The organism is Bradyrhizobium sp. ISRA436, assembly GCF_029910015.1.
In the GTDB taxonomy this organism is placed as follows: domain Bacteria; phylum Pseudomonadota; class Alphaproteobacteria; order Rhizobiales; family Xanthobacteraceae; genus Bradyrhizobium.
The window spans coordinates 3,277,256-3,294,166 of the sequence record NZ_CP094519.1; the positions used below are offsets into that span (position 1 = coordinate 3,277,256).

16 protein-coding genes are annotated in these 16,911 nt (G+C 64.8%); 9 read left to right on the forward strand and 7 right to left on the reverse strand.

Annotation, left to right across the window (positions count from 1 at the left end):
• Window positions 1-15 precede the first annotated feature (15 nt).
• A complete protein-coding gene (locus tag MTX23_RS15460; RefSeq protein WP_280977527.1) occupies window positions 16-783 on the forward strand; it encodes a VWA domain-containing protein in 768 nt (255 codons plus the stop codon).
• Between the two features lie 94 nt (window positions 784-877).
• Complete coding sequence (locus tag MTX23_RS15465) at window positions 878-1,600, forward strand: DnaJ domain-containing protein (protein WP_280977528.1); 723 nt, start codon at window positions 878-880, stop codon at window positions 1,598-1,600.
• 274 nt (window positions 1,601-1,874) lie between these two features.
• Here the strand turns inward: MTX23_RS15465 and MTX23_RS15470 are convergent, their stop codons facing one another.
• The gene (locus tag MTX23_RS15470; RefSeq protein WP_280977529.1) at window positions 1,875-3,629 is read right to left on the reverse strand and encodes a serine hydrolase; all 1,755 of its coding nucleotides are present in this window, start codon (window positions 3,627-3,629) and stop codon (window positions 1,875-1,877) included.
• 417 nt (window positions 3,630-4,046) lie between these two features.
• Between MTX23_RS15470 and MTX23_RS15475 the strand changes: the two genes are divergently transcribed.
• Window positions 4,047-4,382, forward strand: coding sequence for a phasin family protein (locus MTX23_RS15475; protein WP_280977531.1), 336 nt, complete (start codon window positions 4,047-4,049; stop codon window positions 4,380-4,382).
• A gap of 106 nt (window positions 4,383-4,488) precedes the next feature.
• Here MTX23_RS15475 and MTX23_RS15480 read toward each other — a convergent pair whose 3' ends face one another.
• Window positions 4,489-4,941 (reverse strand): hypothetical protein, encoded by a 453-nt coding sequence (locus tag MTX23_RS15480; RefSeq protein WP_280977532.1) that lies wholly within the window; start codon window positions 4,939-4,941, stop codon window positions 4,489-4,491.
• Window positions 4,942-5,407: 466 nt separating this feature from the next.
• Here MTX23_RS15480 and clpS point away from each other — a divergent pair, with 466 nt between their 5' ends.
• Both clpS and clpA read left to right on the forward strand, forming a co-directional pair.
• A complete protein-coding gene (gene clpS / locus MTX23_RS15485) occupies window positions 5,408-5,740 on the forward strand; it encodes an ATP-dependent Clp protease adapter ClpS (RefSeq protein WP_280977533.1) in 333 nt (110 codons plus the stop codon).
• Window positions 5,741-5,997: 257 nt separating this feature from the next.
• On the forward strand, window positions 5,998-8,403 hold the full coding sequence (gene clpA / locus MTX23_RS15490) for an ATP-dependent Clp protease ATP-binding subunit ClpA (RefSeq protein ID WP_280977535.1): 2,406 nt from the start codon (window positions 5,998-6,000) through the stop codon (window positions 8,401-8,403).
• 114 nt (window positions 8,404-8,517) lie between these two features.
• Here the strand turns inward: clpA and MTX23_RS15495 are convergent, their stop codons facing one another.
• The 4 genes from MTX23_RS15495 to MTX23_RS15510 form a co-directional block, all read right to left on the reverse strand.
• On the reverse strand, window positions 8,518-9,936 hold the full coding sequence (locus MTX23_RS15495; RefSeq protein WP_280977537.1) for an MFS transporter: 1,419 nt from the start codon (window positions 9,934-9,936) through the stop codon (window positions 8,518-8,520).
• Window positions 9,937-10,141: 205 nt separating this feature from the next.
• Window positions 10,142-10,837, reverse strand: a complete 696-nt coding sequence (locus MTX23_RS15500) for a hypothetical protein (protein WP_280977538.1) — start codon at window positions 10,835-10,837, stop codon at window positions 10,142-10,144.
• Between the two features lie 86 nt (window positions 10,838-10,923).
• Complete coding sequence (locus MTX23_RS15505) at window positions 10,924-11,277, reverse strand: PilZ domain-containing protein (protein WP_280977539.1); 354 nt, start codon at window positions 11,275-11,277, stop codon at window positions 10,924-10,926.
• A gap of 150 nt (window positions 11,278-11,427) precedes the next feature.
• A complete protein-coding gene (locus MTX23_RS15510; RefSeq protein ID WP_280977540.1) occupies window positions 11,428-12,384 on the reverse strand; it encodes a helix-turn-helix domain-containing protein in 957 nt (318 codons plus the stop codon).
• Between the two features lie 205 nt (window positions 12,385-12,589).
• On the opposite strand from MTX23_RS15510, the gene MTX23_RS15515 reads away from it, so the two are divergent.
• The 3 genes from MTX23_RS15515 to MTX23_RS36370 are packed head-to-tail and all read left to right on the forward strand — an operon-like array spanning window position 12,590 to window position 14,834.
• Window positions 12,590-13,606 (forward strand): carbon-nitrogen hydrolase family protein, encoded by a 1,017-nt coding sequence (locus tag MTX23_RS15515; protein WP_280977541.1) that lies wholly within the window; start codon window positions 12,590-12,592, stop codon window positions 13,604-13,606.
• Between the two features lie 34 nt (window positions 13,607-13,640).
• Complete coding sequence (locus MTX23_RS15520; protein ID WP_280977542.1) at window positions 13,641-14,696, forward strand: phenylacetaldoxime dehydratase family protein; 1,056 nt, start codon at window positions 13,641-13,643, stop codon at window positions 14,694-14,696.
• A gap of 24 nt (window positions 14,697-14,720) precedes the next feature.
• Window positions 14,721-14,834, forward strand: a complete 114-nt coding sequence (locus tag MTX23_RS36370) for a hypothetical protein (RefSeq protein WP_348637559.1) — start codon at window positions 14,721-14,723, stop codon at window positions 14,832-14,834.
• Window positions 14,835-14,874: 40 nt separating this feature from the next.
• Here MTX23_RS36370 and MTX23_RS15525 read toward each other — a convergent pair whose 3' ends face one another.
• Window positions 14,875-15,810 carry a glycine/sarcosine/betaine reductase selenoprotein B family protein gene (locus MTX23_RS15525; RefSeq protein WP_280977543.1) on the reverse strand — a complete coding sequence of 312 codons (936 nt, stop codon included), beginning with the start codon at window positions 15,808-15,810 and terminating at the stop codon, window positions 14,875-14,877.
• A 121-nt stretch (window positions 15,811-15,931) separates the two neighbouring features.
• Between MTX23_RS15525 and MTX23_RS15530 the strand changes: the two genes are divergently transcribed.
• Window positions 15,932-16,864, forward strand: a complete 933-nt coding sequence (locus tag MTX23_RS15530; protein ID WP_280977544.1) for a lytic transglycosylase domain-containing protein — start codon at window positions 15,932-15,934, stop codon at window positions 16,862-16,864.
• Window positions 16,865-16,911 lie beyond the last annotated feature (47 nt).

The window sequence follows — 16,911 nt, forward strand, 5'->3', positions numbered from 1 at the left end:
AACGGGCAAGCACTGATGGCTGGCGATCCGACCAAACCGATATCCGGAAACGACGTGCGTCCGGCGAACTCGGGTGACGCGCGCATGTCCGGTTCTGTGCCGGAGGCGCGGAGGTCGACCTCGGATGACATCGCCGCCTTCGTGGCGAAGGCGCGCGCGACGTCGCCGCATCGCGCCGGCGCGCGGGGCAGGCTGGTGTTCGCGCTCGACGCCACCATGAGCCGACAGCCGACCTGGGACATGGCGTGCGCGCTGCAGGCCGACATGTTCCGCGAGGCCGCATCGCTCGGCAGCCTCGACATCCGTCTCGTCTACTATCGCGGCTTCAATGAGTGCCGCGCCACCGGGTGGATTTCCGACAGCACGCGGCTGGCGAAGCTGATGGGCAAGATCAGCTGCCAGGGCGGCAATACCCAGATCGGCAAGGTGCTGTCGGAGGCGCGACGGGAAGCGGTCGCCTCCGGCGTCCGCGCGGTCGTGTTCGTCGGCGATGCAATGGAAGAACGGGTCGACGAGCTCTGCGCGAAAGCGGGCGAGCTGGGCCTGCTCAAGGTCCCGGTCTTCATGTTCCAGGAAGGAGGGGACGCGGTTGCCGAGCAGGCGTTTCGCGAGATTGCGCGCCTGACCGGCGGGGCGTGGTGCAGGTTCGATCCCGGTGCCGCCGCCCAGCTCCGCGAGCTGCTGCGCGCTGCCGCGGCCTACGCTGCCGGCGGTCGCGACGCGCTGCTGCAACTCGCCAAGAGCGGGAGCGGTGCGGCGAGGCTGATCGGCCAGATGAAATGAGCGGGGCACGGCGTCGCGCAGCGGGCGGCGCTTCACGCTCCGGGGAGGCGAAGCCGCGCATGCTTTTTGTCGCTGGGATGCGTATAGTCCGCACATGCCAACCCTGATCGCCGGCATCGTTGCCGTAATTGTTCTCTATTCCGCGCTGCAGATGTTTCGTGCGGCCAATCCGGCCGTGCTCGCGCGCGCGATCAAGATCGTCGGCGGGGTGCTCGCGCTCGCCGTCGCCGCCTTCACCGGCGTCAGGGGCGAACTCGCGGTCGCGATTCCGCTCGGCATCTTCGGCGCGGGATTGCTCGGCTGGTCGCCGTTCGGGACCACGGGCTTTTCCAGTCTCGGCGGCGTGTTCGGTGGCGCACAGCGCACGGCAGGGCAAAGCTCGCGGGTGCGCTCGCAATATCTGGACATGAGCCTCGATCACACTACCGGCGTGCTCAGCGGCCGGATCGTGGACGGGCCGCAGGCCGGCCATATGCTCGACGAGTTCGATCTGCCGCAACTGCTGGCAATGGTTCCGGCGTTCGATGCCGAGAGCGTGGCGCTACTTGAAAGCTACCTGGACCGCCGGTTTCCCGCCTGGCGTCAGAACGCGCAGGACGACCGGGCAGGGGGGCAGCGCCGCCCGGCGGCGGGTGGCAAAATGACGAACGAGGAGGCCTATCAGATCCTTGGCCTGCAGCCGGGAGCGACGCGTGACGAGATCAGCCGGGCCCACCGCACCCTGATGAAGAAACTCCATCCCGACCAGGGGGGGTCTACGTACCTCGCGGCCCGTGTAAACGAGGCCAAGGATACTCTGCTTCGCACGCATCTCTAACTCCGGCACGCTACCAACGCCACAAGCCGAGAGCTGCTTCCGTCGATCTCTGGTCGATGCCCCTGGAACATGATGCGACTGCGGGCATCATGCTGCGGTCGCCCGCCCTCGTTCGGCGTGGTCGACCGTCCTTTCGGGAAAACTTAACCGTAAATTCTTGACGAGAAGTTTTCGTAACCTCGCGGCGCGCGGATCGGCCGTCGCGGTTGCCCGCCAAAAGCACAAGGCCGGCGCTTGCGGCGCCGGCCTTGCGAGTTTCAGAGGAAGCGGTCGATCAGTTGCGAACCGTGATGCAGGAGATGTCCGCGCGCTTCAGCGTCCGGCAGACCGCTTCGGCCTGGTCGCGCTCGAGACCGGCGAAGCGGGCGCGATAGAGCTTGCGATCGCCTTTGGCGACCGTCTCGGTGAACGGATCGGCCTTGCTCAGCATGCCGCGGGCCGAACTGCGGGCGAGATCGATGCGCTGCCTGGCTTCGCTCTCGGACTCCAGCGCGCCGACCTGGATAATCCAGCCGGTGTGGGCAGTCGCCGCGGCCGGTTTGCTCGCGGGCTGGCTGTGGGCGGGTTCGATCGAGGCCACCGCCTGAGGCGCAGCCGGGGTGGGTGCCTGCACGGCCGAAGCCGGCAGCACGCCGAGAATGCCGTTGCCGGTGCCGAAATTGGCCGGCTGCGGCGGCATGTTGGCGGCCCGCGTCATCATCGCATTGGAGGTCTCGGCAACCTCGTTGCGCGACGGGACCGTGTTGGTGATCGGCGGCGCGGACTGCGCGGGACCGGCGGCAGCGAGCTTGATCTGTCCCGCCTTGACCTGAACCGTCTTCACCTTCACGGGTTTCATCGGTTCAGCCGAGCCGGGGATCGCGGCCATTGCCTGGCTTTGGATCACGCCGCTGGTCAGCGGCGCCGGCTCGGGTTTGGCCTGCGGGGCAGGCTTGGCCGGCAGCGGCGGTAGGGCCGCAGCAGCTGCGGCCATCAGCGAAGGCTTGTTGGCCGGGCGAGGCGCCGGCATGGCGGTCGCGGCGGGTTCGGAAGCGGCGGCCATGCTCTCGGCGGCGCGGGGCGCGTCATCCGCATCGGCGACCTCGACATTGGCATCGGCCGGGTTGCGCTCGGTTATCGCGGCGGCGGTCCGCGTCGTCGCGGCCCTCGGCAGGTTCTCGGCGAGCAAGTTGCGCATGATGGCGTCGCGGGATCCGCCGCTGCGGCCGCCGAGCACCACGCCTATCAGGAAGCGGTTGCCGCGATGCATCGAGGTCACGAGGTTGAAGCCGGAGGCGCGGATGTAGCCGGTCTTGATGCCGTCCACGCCCTCGACGCTGCCGAGCAGATGATTGTGACCGGTGATCGTGTGGCCGCGGAAATTGAAAGCCGTCGTCGAGAAGTAGCGATAGTAGCGCGGGAAGCGATCCTGGAGCGCGCGGCCGAGGATGGACTGATCGCGTGCCGTCGTCACCTGTTCGTCGTTGGGCAGGCCGGAGGCGTTGCGATAAACCGTCCTGCTCATGCCGAGTGCGCGCGCCTTGCGCGTCATCATCCTGGCGAAATCGTCTTCACTGCCGCCGATTGCCTCTGCGATCACGACCGCGGCGTCGTTGGCCGAACGGGTGATGAGGCCCTTGATGGCATCTTCGACCCTGATGGTCTGACCCGGACGGAGACCGAGCTTGGTCGGGTCCTGTTCGGACGCATGCTCGGAGACCGGCATTTCGGTGTCGAGCTTCATCTTGCCGGAGTCGAGACGCTCGAACAGCAGATAGAGCGTCATCATCTTGGTCAGGGAAGCGGGGTGCCGCAGGCCATCGGGACTGTTGGAGGCCAGCACCGCGCCTGAATTGCCGTCGACGACGATCGAGGCGAACTTCGGACCGTAGCTCTCGCCTGCGTCCTGGCTGTGATGATGGCGAGCGTGACGGTGCCGGTAGCGGCGTGCCTCGGCGCTGTCACTGATCAGGATCGTCGTCGTGAGGGTAACGAGCCCGAGAACGCCAACTCGCAATGCGCGCGAGGAAGCCAAGGTTGTACGAAGCATCTACTTCCCCGTCCCAATTTCTATCTAGATCACTGGTGCGTTAGGCGAAATTGTGCCCGACGCCCGCCGATCCTTGCCTGCGCAACAAGCCGATCTGGGCAGAATGCTCTGCCCTGCTTGCGGCTCAGGTTTGCTCTTCTAGCTAAGGTGCTGTTCACAAACAGTTTTCAGGCTGTCTGTCGGAAGGCGAACGAAGCCCGGGAATCAGGTTAGGCGGCCCGAGTTTCCAAAAGATTAAGCAACCGTTGCGTAGTCCCCCACGGTTTATGGCAAATGCCCGGGAATCAAGCCACTGATTTGTGCGATGCACAAGATTCCTTGACTTTATTGTGCGGTGCACTATCTTGCCGGCGTCAGGGGGCCGGGAGCTTCCCGGCAATAATGCAAATGCGTTTTCAAGTCTGGGATAAGGAACTCATGATCAAGATCGAAGACATTCAGAACTACGGCAAGCAGCATCTGGAATCGGTCACGGCGTCCGCGACTAATCTGCAGAGCGGCGTTCAGGCCATCGCGGCGGCCTATGGCGACTACGCCAAGAAGTCCTTTGAAGACACCAAGTCGTTTGTGGAGCAGCTCTCGGGCGTGAGGTCGCTGGACAAGGCGATCGAGGCGCAGAGCGAGTTCGTGCGCTCGACCTACGAGACCTTCGTGTCGGAATCGCAGAAGATCGCCGGCCTCTACAGCGACTGTGCCAAGCAGACCTTCCAGCCGTTCGAGGGCCTGGTCGGGAAGTTCTCGCCAGCCCAGTAAGCGGCTCGAAGATCTCGAAAATCAAAAGCCCGGCCGTTTCGGCCGGGCTTTTTGTTGCGGGCGCTGCGCGACTATCTTGCCAGCCGCAGCTTGCTGTGTGCTGCCGTCACCATGGTCGGGCCAGCGGTCCTCGGTGTTCAGTCCGTCGGACAGCAGGATGATGACCCTGTTGTAGGTGGTTTTGGAGTCCTCCGCCGGTGCGTTGAGGGGGACCGCCCGGGATCAGGGACTGCCACGCCCAGGCCAACCCGATCGCCTGGTCGGTGCCGCCAGTCGGCTGCATCGCGTTGACCGCGGTCTTCAGCGCGCTCCAGTTGTAGCTCAGCGGAATGATCGGCTCGAGCTGCAACAAGGCGCTGCTGCTGCAATAGGCGGTGCCGTTCTCGTAACACTCGTTGGCGGGGAACGGCGTCGTGACATCGGACGTTGCCGGCAGCACCCCGTCGCATCGTTGGGCTGCGTGCGGTCCGTGATGCAGCCCGTCCAGGTGCTGATCGGATTGGTCGATGCCTGCTGCCAGTCGTTCTTGACCGCGGGGATCGATGTGGTCGGAGTCCATTGGTTGTTGGCGAAACCGACGACAGCGCTCACTCGAGGCTGGTTCGTGTTGTGCGGCGTGTCGTTAGGTCCGCCAAGGGATACCGGAGCGGGTGCAAAAAGCCCGCTTTATCCTCAACGCCGGCTAAACCAGCGGGGCGACTCCTTTGTCAAATCTGCCGGAAACGATTAACCTTAGGGCGATTGCCGCCACGGGAATTGCGGCCGGTCGGGGGCCGCTGCGGGCGTCAGTTCGGCGCTTGCGGCAAAGCGCCGTCGGGCCCATATTCGAACTGCCGACCCAGCCGCTGGGTCGGACCGGGAGCGGCAATCTGGAAAGCGTTGCTAGAGGTTCCGCGATGGGCTGCTGCGGCAATCGCGAAACATCCCCGATGCGCTTACCGGTTTCCCCTGGGAATTCGAACGCCTGAGCCATGTTGCGATCCACGTCCACATCCCCTTCGTCTTCGGCGCCGTCAGTGCCCCAAATGAGCAATGACGAGAACCGCAATGGAGGGGCCGGCGGCCCGTCGACCTCGGTCATCACCAAGGTCAAGCCGAAGACCAAACGTCCGAACCTGTATCGTGTCCTGATCCTGAACGACGATTACACGCCGATGGAGTTCGTCGTTCACGTGCTGGAGAGGTTCTTCAACAAGGACGCCGACGCGGCGACCAAGATCATGCTCCATGTCCACCATCACGGGATCGGCGAGTGCGGCATCTTCACCTACGAGATCGCCGAGACCAAGGTAACGCAGGTGATGGACTTCGCGCGCAAGCATCAGCATCCGCTGCAATGCGTGATGGAAAAGAAATAGTCCGCCGGTAGCCACCGCTCCGCCGCGTCAGCGGAACGGGTCTTGCATCGCATTCGTGACGGAAGCGAACGGCATCCCGTATGTCACGGGGGGCGGTCGTGCGACATCATGGTGCCTGAAATTTAGAGGAAAACCATCACGCCGGAACCGGGCTTTCGCCACGATCCATCGTAACTATATCACGGGGGATCACGAAGGTTGTTATTGCCTGACCCGGCAATGGCGATCATGATGGCCGGGGGCCATAGAGGACGCGAATGCCAACTTTTTCCCAAAGCCTTGAACAATCCTTGCATCGTGCATTGGCGATCGCGAACGAGCGTCACCATCAATACGCGACGCTTGAACATCTTCTGCTGTCACTGATCGATGACTCGGACGCGGCGGCGGTGATGCGGGCCTGCAGCGTCGACCTCGACAAGCTGCGGACCAGCCTCGTCAACTATCTCGAGACCGAATTCGAGAACCTGGTGACGGACGGCGCTGACGACGCCAAGCCGACCGCTGGGTTCCAGCGTGTGATCCAGCGTGCGGTGATCCATGTCCAGTCGTCCGGTCGCGAAGAGGTGACCGGCGCCAATGTGCTGATCGCGATCTTCGCGGAGCGCGAGAGCCACGCCGCGTATTTCCTGCAGGAGCAGGACATGACGCGCTACGACGCCGTCAACTACATTAGCCACGGCATTGCCAAGCGGCCCGGCGTCTCCGAGGCGCGGCCGGTGCGCGGCGTCGACGAGGAAACCGAGGCCAAGGGTAACGAGGACACCAAGAAGAAGGGCGAGGCCCTCGAGACCTATTGCGTCAACCTCAATAAGAAGGCGCGCGACGGCAAGATCGATCCGGTGATCGGCCGCAATGCCGAGATCAACCGCGCGATCCAGGTGCTGTGCCGCCGCCAGAAGAACAATCCGCTGTTCGTCGGTGAAGCCGGTGTCGGCAAGACCGCGATCGCCGAAGGTCTCGCCAAGCGCATCGTCGACAGCGACGTGCCGGAAGTGCTGGCGGCCGCGACCGTGTTCTCGCTGGACATGGGCACGCTGCTCGCGGGCACCCGCTACCGCGGTGATTTCGAGGAGCGGCTGAAGCAAGTCCTGAAGGAACTGGAGGCGCATCCGAGCGCGATCCTGTTCATCGACGAGATCCACACCGTGATCGGAGCGGGGGCCACGTCGGGCGGCGCGATGGATGCGTCCAACCTGCTGAAGCCCGCGCTCGCCTCGGGCACGATCCGCTGCATGGGCTCGACCACCTACAAGGAGTACCGTCAGCACTTCGAGAAGGACCGCGCGCTGGTGCGGCGCTTCCAGAAGATCGACGTCAACGAACCGACGGTGGAAGACGCGATCGCGATCCTCAAGGGCTTGAAGCCGTATTTCGAGGATTACCATCGGTTGAAATACACCAATGAGGCGATCGAGGCCGCGGTGCAGCTGTCCTCGCGCTACATCCACGACCGCAAGCTGCCCGACAAGGCGATCGACGTGATCGACGAGTCCGGCGCGGCGCAGATGCTGGTCACCGAGAACAAGCGCAAGAAGACGATCGGCATCAAGGAGATCGAAACCACGATCGCGACCATGGCGCGGATTCCGCCCAAGAGCGTGTCGAAGGATGATGCCGAGGTGCTCAAGCATCTCGAGCAGACCCTGAAGCGCGTGGTGTTCGGCCAGGATAAGGCGATCGAGTCACTCTCAGCATCGATCAAGCTGGCGCGGGCCGGCCTGCGTGAGCCGGAGAAGCCGATCGGCAGCTATCTGTTCTCGGGTCCGACCGGCGTCGGCAAGACCGAGGTTGCAAAGCAGCTCGCGGCGTCGCTCGGCGTCGAGTTGTTGCGCTTCGACATGTCCGAATACATGGAGCGGCACACCGTGTCGCGCCTGATTGGCGCGCCTCCCGGCTATGTCGGCTTCGACCAGGGCGGCCTGCTCACCGATGGCGTGGACCAGCATCCGCATTGCGTGGTGCTGCTCGACGAAATCGAGAAGGCGCACCCGGATCTCTACAACGTGCTGCTGCAGATCATGGATCACGGCCGGCTCACCGACCACAACGGCAAGCAAGTGAACTTCCGCAACGTGATCCTGATCATGACCACCAATGCGGGCGCGGCGGACCTGGCACGCCAGGCCTTCGGCTTCACCCGCAGTAAGCGGGAAGGCGACGACCACGAGGCGATCAATCGCCAGTTCGCGCCGGAATTCCGCAACCGGCTGGATGCAATCGTCTCGTTCGCGCATCTCAATGCCGACGTGATCGGCATGGTGGTCGAGAAGTTCGTCCTGCAGCTCGAGGCGCAACTCGCCGACCGCGACGTCACGATCGAGCTGTCGGAGCCTGCGAAGGCCTGGCTGATCGAGCACGGCTACGACGAGCAGATGGGTGCGCGTCCGATGGCGCGCGTCATCCAGGAGCACATCAAGAAGCCCCTGGCGGACGAGGTGCTGTTCGGCCAGCTCAAGGGCGGCGGCCATGTCCGCGTCGTGCTGGTCAAGGACGAGGCGACGGGCAAGGACAAGATCGGCTTCGAGTTCGTCGAGGGCCCGGTCACGCCCAAGCCCGAGAAGCTTCCCGCCCGCAAGCGCAAGCCGCCGAAGTCGGGTGGCCCAGGCGGCGGAGGCGGCACCAAGGGACCGGCCTCGCGCGGACCATTGGTCAAGGCGTGACGCTGTAACAAACGATCAAATGAAAAGGCCGGCTGAACAGCCGGCCTTTTTTGTTTGTCGCAGCGGGTGGACGACCGGAGGCTGATGCGGCGATCCGGATCGCATTGCGCGGCGTCACTCGCCCCGCAGGCGCTGGCTCTCATGGATCCGCACCCGCTCGGCGCCCCGGCTACCGGCCGACGACAATCTGAGCGTAGAGAGCGCCGCCCCGACCACGGCAAAGCCGACGCCGACCATGAGCGAGATCCGGGTGCCATCGTCCGGATAGCGCGCCAGCAGCAACGCGACCAAGGCTGCGCCCATGGTCTGTCCCAGCAGGCGTGCCGTTCCGAGCATTCCACTGGCGCCGCCGGAGCGCTCGCGCGGCGCGGCGGCGATCATGGTGCGGTTGTTGGGGGTCTGGAACAAACCAAAGCCGGCGCCGGCGAGCGCCATGCGCCAGATCACGTCGAGGGGTGAGGCCGCGGCCGGCATCATCGCCAACGTGCCCAATCCCACCGCGAACACCAGCAACCCGATGCCGCCCAACAGGCCGGCCGGATAGCGCTCGACCAGCCAGCCTGCGAGCGGGGCTGCAAATGCGACTGCGATCGGCCAGGGCGTAATCAGCAGGCCGATCTGCACCGCCGAATATCCGAAGTGCCGCTCGAGATAGAAGGGCATCGCGACAAAGGCCAGCATCTGGCCGCAGAAGGAGGCGATCGAGGTGCCGATCGACAGCGCGAAAATCGGAATTCGCAGCAGGTCGACCGGCAACAGCGGAGAGGGAAGGTGCGTCTGCCGCCGGACCAGCAAGACGCATGCGATGGCCGCGATGGCGAACTCGGTCAGACAGAGATACAGCGCCTCGCCATGTCCGGCGCTGTCGATCGCGGTAATGCCAACTCCGAAGGCAACGGCGCTCAGGGCGGCGCTCTGCCAGTCAAAGGCGTGACTGGCCGGCTTGGTGTGCGGCAGATAGTGCCAGCCCAGGGCCAGCGTCGCGATGCCGAGCGGGATGTCGATGGCAAACAGATAGGGCCATGTTCCGACCGCCAGAATGATCGAGGCCACGGTGGGGCCCACCGCGGCCGAGACGGCGACGACGAGCGCGTTGACGCCGATGCCGCGGCCGAGCAGCGCGCTCGGATAGGTGAAGCGGACCAGCGCGGAGTTGACGCTCAGAATTCCGGCTGCGCCAAATCCCTGCATGACCCGCGCCACGGTCAGCAGCGGCAGGGTGTGTGACAGCGCGCAGAACGCCGACGCGAGTGTGAAGAGCACCAGCCCCGCCAGATAGACTCGGCGATAGCCGATGATTTCGCCGAGCGAAGCCAACGGCAGCAACGAAATCGTGATCGCCAACTGATAGCCGTTGACGATCCAGATCGAAAACGCGGGGCTCGCGTCAAGATCCCGCGCGATGGTGGGCAACGCGACGTTGGCGATCGAGCCATCGATGACGGCCATCACGAGGCCGAGCGCGATCGTGAGAATGGCCCAATTGCGCTGTGGTTTCGGCAGGCCGTCGGCATGCTCGATCATTGCTGACATGTAGTGAAGTTGCCTTCGGTTCCGGCATGGGTTGGCCTACCGCATGCTGGATTGACCCGGACTTTGCAACCCCGAAATGCCGCGATGCAGCATTGCGGCAAGGCAACGGCCCGGCGTCGCGCGGGCCACTGGTGAAGGCCTGAGCCACTGAGATCAGTGTAGAGCCGGCCGTCGCGAGACGGCCGGCATTTTCTTGCTGGGCGCGTCAGGGATGGGTCAAATCGACCCGGCGACCGATCAGCATTCGCTCGAGAACCTTGGTTCCGCTAGCGATCTGCTCGTCGAAATCCTTCACCGAGTAATCTTCTCCTTGGATCTTGTTGGACGATTTGATCTTGATCCACACGGTGAGGTCATCGTGGCAGGTGCTCAGCAGGCAATAACCGGCAAAATCGCAAACCAAAGTGTGATAGGGGCTGCCTGCGCGCGTTTGGTTGTCGAGAAACTTGATGAACTTGCTCGACGGATCTTGCGGTTCGCCTAGCCTGATCCATCCATACTGATCCGCCTTCTCGTTGATGGCAGTCGCGCGATAACGCTCCCAATCAAGCTTCCAGGCCGCGCAATTGGCATCCTTGCCTGACAGCAGGCCGACGTTGAAAACGCCCTTGAGGATCTTCGTCCCGAGAATGTCATTTTTCCTGTTCGCCGATGCGACGACGGCGCTCCATTCCGACGACTTCAGCTTGGACAAATACTTTTCTGGATCACGCTCCAGATCAAACACCCTGAAGAGATCGGGGGCTTTTCCCGCCGGAGCAGCGGTTTGAAACTGGATGCGAGTGTTCTCCGGATCGTCTTTCGGCAATGCGACCGTCACGTCCTTGACGACGACGCGGTATCTACCATCCGGCAATTGTGGAAGCCGGCCGTCGGCGGCGTGGCTCGAAAGGGTCAACACGAAGAATGTGAGCGCTATGGTGCCTAGTCTATGGTGGGGCAACACACGACTGAATCCTTACTCAGGAGCGGGACGGGCGCAGGCGCTCAGCCCTCGCCAATCAGTTCCTTGATCCGGCGCTGGAGCTGGCGCTTCTTGATCTCGCTGCGGCGCAGGCGCTCATCGAGATCGCTGACCAGGGTGTCCGATGTCATGATGCGGAAGGCAAGCCCGACCTTGTTGGCCTGGCGCCAGATCAGCCGCGCGAGGAACGAGCGGCCCTTGCGGGCGACGCTGAGTTTGATCTCCTCGGGCAATCGTTCCGCGTGGTCAACCTCCACGCAGGCGCCGTGCTCGCTGATGTTGCGAACGACGCAATCCATCGTCGAACCGTGCTCATTGATTTTTGCGACACCGCCATAAAGCACCTTGTCGCGTGCGTCGTGGCGCCGGTCCTGCATCTGAAATCCTCCAAATGAATGGAACCAATCTATCGGGTCGTGATGCGGTGAGAAGGTCGACGCTGACGACTGTTGTAGTTAACGTAAACTGATTGCAGCCGCGACCCTCCGGATTCCCGGGCATTTTTCGCGGCGCGAAAGTTGCGACGATCAGTTCGGCAACCGGCTTTGCCGCCAATCGCGCGGCGACATGCCGTAATGCTCGCGGAACACCCGACCGAAATGCGAGAGGTCGTTGAAGCCCCAGGCGAACGCGATCTCACTGATGTGGCGATGCGCATGGGTGGGCGAGGCGAGGTCGCGCTTGCACCGCTCGAGCCGCTGCGCCAGCACGAAGCGCTGGAACGAGGTGTCTTCGTCGGCGAACAGGCTGTTGATGTAACGCGGCGAGATGCCGAGCGCCGCGGCGGTCTCGGCGAGGCCGAGATCGGGGTTCGGCAGATGTGCCAGCACATGGGCCTTCAGACGGTACAAAAGGCCCGAGCGATGGGTTGACGACGTCAGCGTGGCGCGCCCGAGCCGCTCGCTCATGGCCATGGCGAGGAGATCGACGGCCTGGTCCGCGAGCCGGATCGCGGTGTCATCATCGAGCCGGTCGGCGACCTCGGAGAGCCCGGCGATGAACTGGGAGGCCAGCCGCTCGACCGGACGGTCCGGCGCGAAGGTGGTCGCGGTGAGAGGCTCGGTGCCGGCAAAGCGCCGGTGCAGCATCGCGCGCGGCACCTGAAAGATGGTTTGCGTGAAGTCGTCGTCGAACCGCAGCTCGTAAGGCCGGGTCGTGTCGTAGAATGCAAACTCGCCCGGCTGGATCACAGTCTCGCGGCCGTCCTGCAACACGGCGCCGGCGCCGCGCCGGCCGAGCGCGAACAGCACGAAGTCCTCGGTCGCGCGCGCGATTCGCGAGGGTGTGCGCAACACCCGTTGCTGACTTGACGAGACGGTCGAGCATTTCGCCGGTCCCACCTGGGAGCTCGTGATAGCGCCGTGGAAGGCGGTGCCGAGATCTGACTTGCAGTCGAGCTGCACGAAGACGTCGCAGACGATGTCCTGCCAGAGTGCAAGGCGCCGATGCGTGGGCGCGTCTTCCGTGGTGAACAGGGCCGGCATGATTTCCTCCCTTCACGAGTCCAAACGCGGGCCACTCAAAAAAACAAGCTTCGTACCGGACCGGCGGGGATGACCTCCGCCGCAGTCGAATTTTCCTTCCGTCCCGGTCGAACGGCGCGTCCGGTTTCGCGGCAGCATGATGTCAGAGGCCGATAGGGCCGATCAAGTGCGAACCTGCCAAGGCGCCGGCAGCGAGGAGGACATCATGGGCATCGAACATCCGAAATATCGCGTTGCGGTGGTGCAGGCGGCACCCGCCTGGCTTGACCTCGATGCGTCCGTCGCCAAGACCATTGCGCTGATCGAGGAGGCCGCGGCCAAGGGCGCCAAGCTGATCGCATTCCCGGAGGCCTTCATTCCCGGCTATCCCTGGTACATCTGGCTGGACTCGCCGGCCTGGGCGATCGGGCGCGGCTTCGTGCAGCGCTATTTCGACAACTCGCTGGCCTATGCCAGCCCGCAGGCCGAGCGTCTGCGGCTCGCCGTGAAGAACGCCGGCATGACCGCAGTGCTCGGTCTGTCCGAGCGCGATGGCGGTAGCCTCTATCTCGCGCAATGGCTGATCGGCCCCGACGGCGAGACCATCGCCAGGCGGCGCAAGCTGCGCCCGACCCATGCCGAACGCACCGTCTATGGCGAGGGCGATGGCAGCGATCTTGCGGTGCATGACCGCCCCGGCATCGGGCGCCTCGGCGCGCTGTGCTGCTGGGAGCACCTGCAGCCGCTGTCGAAATACGCGATGTACGCGCAGAACGAGCAGGTGCATGTCGCGGCCTGGCCGAGCTTCTCGCTGTACGATCCGTTCGCGCCCGCGCTCGGTTGGGAGGTCAACAATGCGGCGTCCCGCGTCTACGCCGTCGAAGGTTCCTGCTTCGTGCTCGCGCCCTGCGCCACCGTCTCGCAGGCGATGGTGGATGAGCTTTGCGACCGCGGGGACAAGCACGCGCTGCTGCACGTCGGCGGCGGGCACGCCGCGATCTACGGTCCGGACGGCAGTTCGATTGCCGACAAGCTGCCGCCCGATCAGGAAGGCCTGCTTATCGCCGATATCGATCTCGGTGCAATCGCGATCGCCAAGAACGCCGCGGATCCGGCCGGGCACTATTCGCGGCCCGACGTCACGCGCCTGCTCCTGAACAAGAAGCCGTCGAAGCGCGTCGAGCATTTTGCGCTGCCGCTCGAGAGCCTGGCAGACGATGAGCTGCAGGCGGCCGCCAGCTAAGCTGCAACGGGCAAATCCAACGGAGGCGACTGCCATGGAATCCGCCATCCCATCTCATTTGCAGACCGCGCGCTCGCGTCATCGGCGCGTGCCCGACGATTATGTACCGCCTTACCCGTCCTTCGTCGCGCGCCACCGGCCCGCGGTCGTCAGCGTGATCATGGCCTATTTCGGGGTGCAGTACCGCGGCGAGCCGACGGCCGCGGTGGCCGAGACGCTCGCGCAGATCGCGCAGCGCTTCGCCAGGGAAAACGGCCCGGCGCATTGGGATCGCGCGCAATATGTTGATCAGGCCGGCTTCAGCAATGTCGTCTCGGTGGCCTATTGGGACGACGCGGCGCGGTTCGATCGTTGGTTTGCGGAGGCGCGCGAGGCCTGGACGGGCAGCGGCGCCGCGGGCGACGGTCTCGGCCGCTTCATCGAGGTGCTGCGGCCGCATGTCGAGCGCTACGAGACGCTGTTCTCATCGCTCGGCCGTCCGGAGGGCGTTGCGGTGTTGGCGGAGACCATGAGCGGGGAAGTGCAGGAGCACGCCTATTGGGGCGGCATGCGCGACCGCATTCCGCTGTCGCAGACCGATGCGATGGTGCCAGGCGGCGAGCCGCGCGCTATCAGCGACGGCGCGCGCATCCGCATCGTCGCGCACGACAATCTCTGCCTGATCCGCTCCGGCCAGGACTGGAGCGACACCGAAGCATCGGAGCGCAAGATGTATCTCGGCGATGTCGAGCCGGTGCTGCGCGAGGGCATGGATTTCCTGCGCGACGACGGCGTGCCGATCGGCTGCTACGCCAATCGCTACATGCGCGTGGTCGACGCGAACGGCCGGCCGACAGAAAAGTCCTACGGCCAGAGCTGGTGGAAGAGCCTGGCAGCGCTGGAGCGCTGGGCGGAATCGCATCCGACCCATGTCAGGATCTTCGGCGCGGCGATGAAATATCTGTCGACGCTGGGACCGAACGCCAAGCTCAGGCTGTATCACGAAGTCACGGTCGCCGCCGCGGACGAGCAGTTCTTCGAATATCTGAACTGCCACGAACGGACCGGAATGCTGAACGCGGTCGCGGTCGCGACGGCCAAATCGGCCTGACGTCCGCTGGTCGTGCTGCCGCTGATGCTGTTCCATCAGATCCAGCTCATGACCTGCGCGGCGCTCGCACGGTGCTATGCCGGCATCACGGACGCAGCCCTCCACCCTCCCGCTCCGGCGCTGGCGAGGGCTCGCTGAGCGAAACCGTGGTCGATCTCAGTTTGGATGATGCAAAGGCCTACGCGACGCGCTCGCGGAGGCCCTTGGCGATTTCCTTCTGCGCGTCGAACTCGCGGCGCAGGCGCGCCAGCTCCTCGGCGCTGAGCGCATCGGCGTTGCTGTAGTCGCGCTTCCAGGAATGATCCTCGCTCCAGCGCAGCGGCGACTGCACGGTGGTTTGCGAACCCGGAGCCTGCTCCAGCACGCGCAGCGCCAGCTCCAGCGTGAAGGCCTGCGAGGCGACGTCGTGCGGCTTGCCGGCCGAATTGCCGAGCGGAAAATCGGAGAACAGGAAGCGCGGCACCGCCGCGTGCTCGACGATATCCTTGGCGCAGCCCATCACGATGGTCGGGATGCCGTTCTGCTCGAGGTGACGGGCGACCAGGCTGACGGTCTGGTGGCAGACCGGACAGTTCGGCACCAGCACGGCGGCGTCGACCTTGTCGGCGCGGCAGTGCTTGAGGATTTCAGGCGCGTCCGTTTCGATGGTGACGCGGTGGCTGCGGTTAGTCGGCGCACCGAAGAAGCGCGGCGCGACCTCGCCGATCTTGCCTGCTGCTGCGAGACGCTTGAGCTGCGGAAGCGGGAACCAGGTGCCGCTGTCCTCGGCCGAGGTATGCACGCGGTCATAGGCGATATGGGAGATCCGCAAATCGTGCTGTTGCGACGTGTCGCCGTCATAGACCGAATAGAACTTGGCGCCGCCGTTGTATTTCGCGCCCGGGCCCTGGTCGCCCTTGGCGGGATCAAACGGTGCCGCCGTCGTGATGATGGTGACGCGGGCCTGGCTGAGCGGCTTCTTCAGCGGCTGGAACGGTGCGGAGGTATAGTGCGCCCAGCGGTAGGGGGTGGTGTAGCCGATCGCCGCGTAATAGTCGCGGGTCCGCTTCATATAGCCGATCGGGGCGTCGTCGTCGGGCGCGAAGCCGAGTTGATCATCCGAAGCTGCGGCCATTTTGCGCTCCCTTTTGCGCGCCATCATTGTCAGCCATAGCTAGACCAGGCGCTCGCGGTGTCAAGCCGCGCGGCGCGGGAACAGAATTGCGATGCGAACAGCCCTGTGCGCAGGATTGGGTATGCTTGCGATGCTGGCGTCGCCGCTCGGCGCCGGCGCGGAGGACGCGCCGGCCGAAGCCCCGCGATACGTGCATCCGAGCGTCGAGGAGCTCGCGATCCCGCGCGAGAAGCCGGCCGAGAGCGCGCGCGAGAGCGGCACCCGCGAGGCGATGTGCCTGATGATCGAGTCGGCGGCGCGCGCCAACGGCCTGCCGCTCGAATTCTTCGCCCGCGTGATCTGGCAGGAGAGCCGTTTCCAGGCGGATGCGGTCGGGCCCATGACCCGCAGCGGCGAGCGCGCACAGGGCATCGCGCAGTTCATGCCGGGCACCGCGAACGAGCGCGGGCTGCTCGATCCCTTCAATCCCGTGCAGGCGCTGCCGAAGTCGGCGGAATTCCTGAGCGAGCTGCGCAGCCAGTTCGGCAATCTCGGCCTCGCGGCGGCCGCCTACAATGCCGGGCCGCGCCGGATCCAGGACTGGCTCGCCGGCACCGGCTCCATGCCGCAGGAGACGCGCGCTTACGTGTTCGCGATCACCGGCTCCAGCGTCGACACCTGGGCCGCCGCCGGCCGCAACGGCAAGATGCCCGAGCGCGCGCCGACCACGAGCTGCCGCGAGTTGATGGCGCTGTTGAAGCGTGCGCCGAATCCGTTCGTGGCCGAGCTCGAGCAGCACATCACGCTGTCCGCCGCCAAGCTCTGGGGCGTGCAACTGGCGGCCGGCTTCAGCCGTGACAAGGCGTTGGCGATGTACGCCCGCGCCATGAAGCACCTATCCGCCGTGATCGGCGACCAGGATCCGAGCCTGTTGAGCTCGCATTTGCGCAGCCGCGGCAGCGCCACTTTCTACCAGGTGCGCATCGGCGCCGACACACGGCCCGAGGCGGACAACCTCTGCAACCGCATCCGCAAGGCGGGCGGGGCGTGCTTCGTGCTGAGGAACAGGGCGTGAGGCGCGCCGCTTGCCGCGTCATTGCGGTCAGTGTCTGGTATGGTATC

Coding starts and splice junctions, on each gene's coding strand:
- MTX23_RS15460 (WP_280977527.1), top strand. CDS start 16: ATGGCTGGCGATCCGACCAAACCGATATCCGGAAACGACGTGCGTCCG.
- MTX23_RS15465 (WP_280977528.1), top strand. CDS start 878: ATGCCAACCCTGATCGCCGGCATCGTTGCCGTAATTGTTCTCTATTCC.
- MTX23_RS15470 (WP_280977529.1), bottom strand. CDS start 3,629: ATGCTTCGTACAACCTTGGCTTCCTCGCGCGCATTGCGAGTTGGCGTT.
- MTX23_RS15475 (WP_280977531.1), top strand. CDS start 4,047: ATGATCAAGATCGAAGACATTCAGAACTACGGCAAGCAGCATCTGGAA.
- MTX23_RS15480 (WP_280977532.1), bottom strand. CDS start 4,941: ATGGACTCCGACCACATCGATCCCCGCGGTCAAGAACGACTGGCAGCA.
- clpS (WP_280977533.1), top strand. CDS start 5,408: ATGAGCAATGACGAGAACCGCAATGGAGGGGCCGGCGGCCCGTCGACC.
- clpA (WP_280977535.1), top strand. CDS start 5,998: ATGCCAACTTTTTCCCAAAGCCTTGAACAATCCTTGCATCGTGCATTG.
- MTX23_RS15495 (WP_280977537.1), bottom strand. CDS start 9,936: ATGTCAGCAATGATCGAGCATGCCGACGGCCTGCCGAAACCACAGCGC.
- MTX23_RS15505 (WP_280977539.1), bottom strand. CDS start 11,277: ATGCAGGACCGGCGCCACGACGCACGCGACAAGGTGCTTTATGGCGGT.
- MTX23_RS15510 (WP_280977540.1), bottom strand. CDS start 12,384: ATGCCGGCCCTGTTCACCACGGAAGACGCGCCCACGCATCGGCGCCTT.
- MTX23_RS15515 (WP_280977541.1), top strand. CDS start 12,590: ATGGGCATCGAACATCCGAAATATCGCGTTGCGGTGGTGCAGGCGGCA.
- MTX23_RS15520 (WP_280977542.1), top strand. CDS start 13,641: ATGGAATCCGCCATCCCATCTCATTTGCAGACCGCGCGCTCGCGTCAT.
- MTX23_RS36370 (WP_348637559.1), top strand. CDS start 14,721: ATGCTGTTCCATCAGATCCAGCTCATGACCTGCGCGGCGCTCGCACGG.
- MTX23_RS15525 (WP_280977543.1), bottom strand. CDS start 15,810: ATGGCCGCAGCTTCGGATGATCAACTCGGCTTCGCGCCCGACGACGAC.
- MTX23_RS15530 (WP_280977544.1), top strand. CDS start 15,932: ATGCTTGCGATGCTGGCGTCGCCGCTCGGCGCCGGCGCGGAGGACGCG.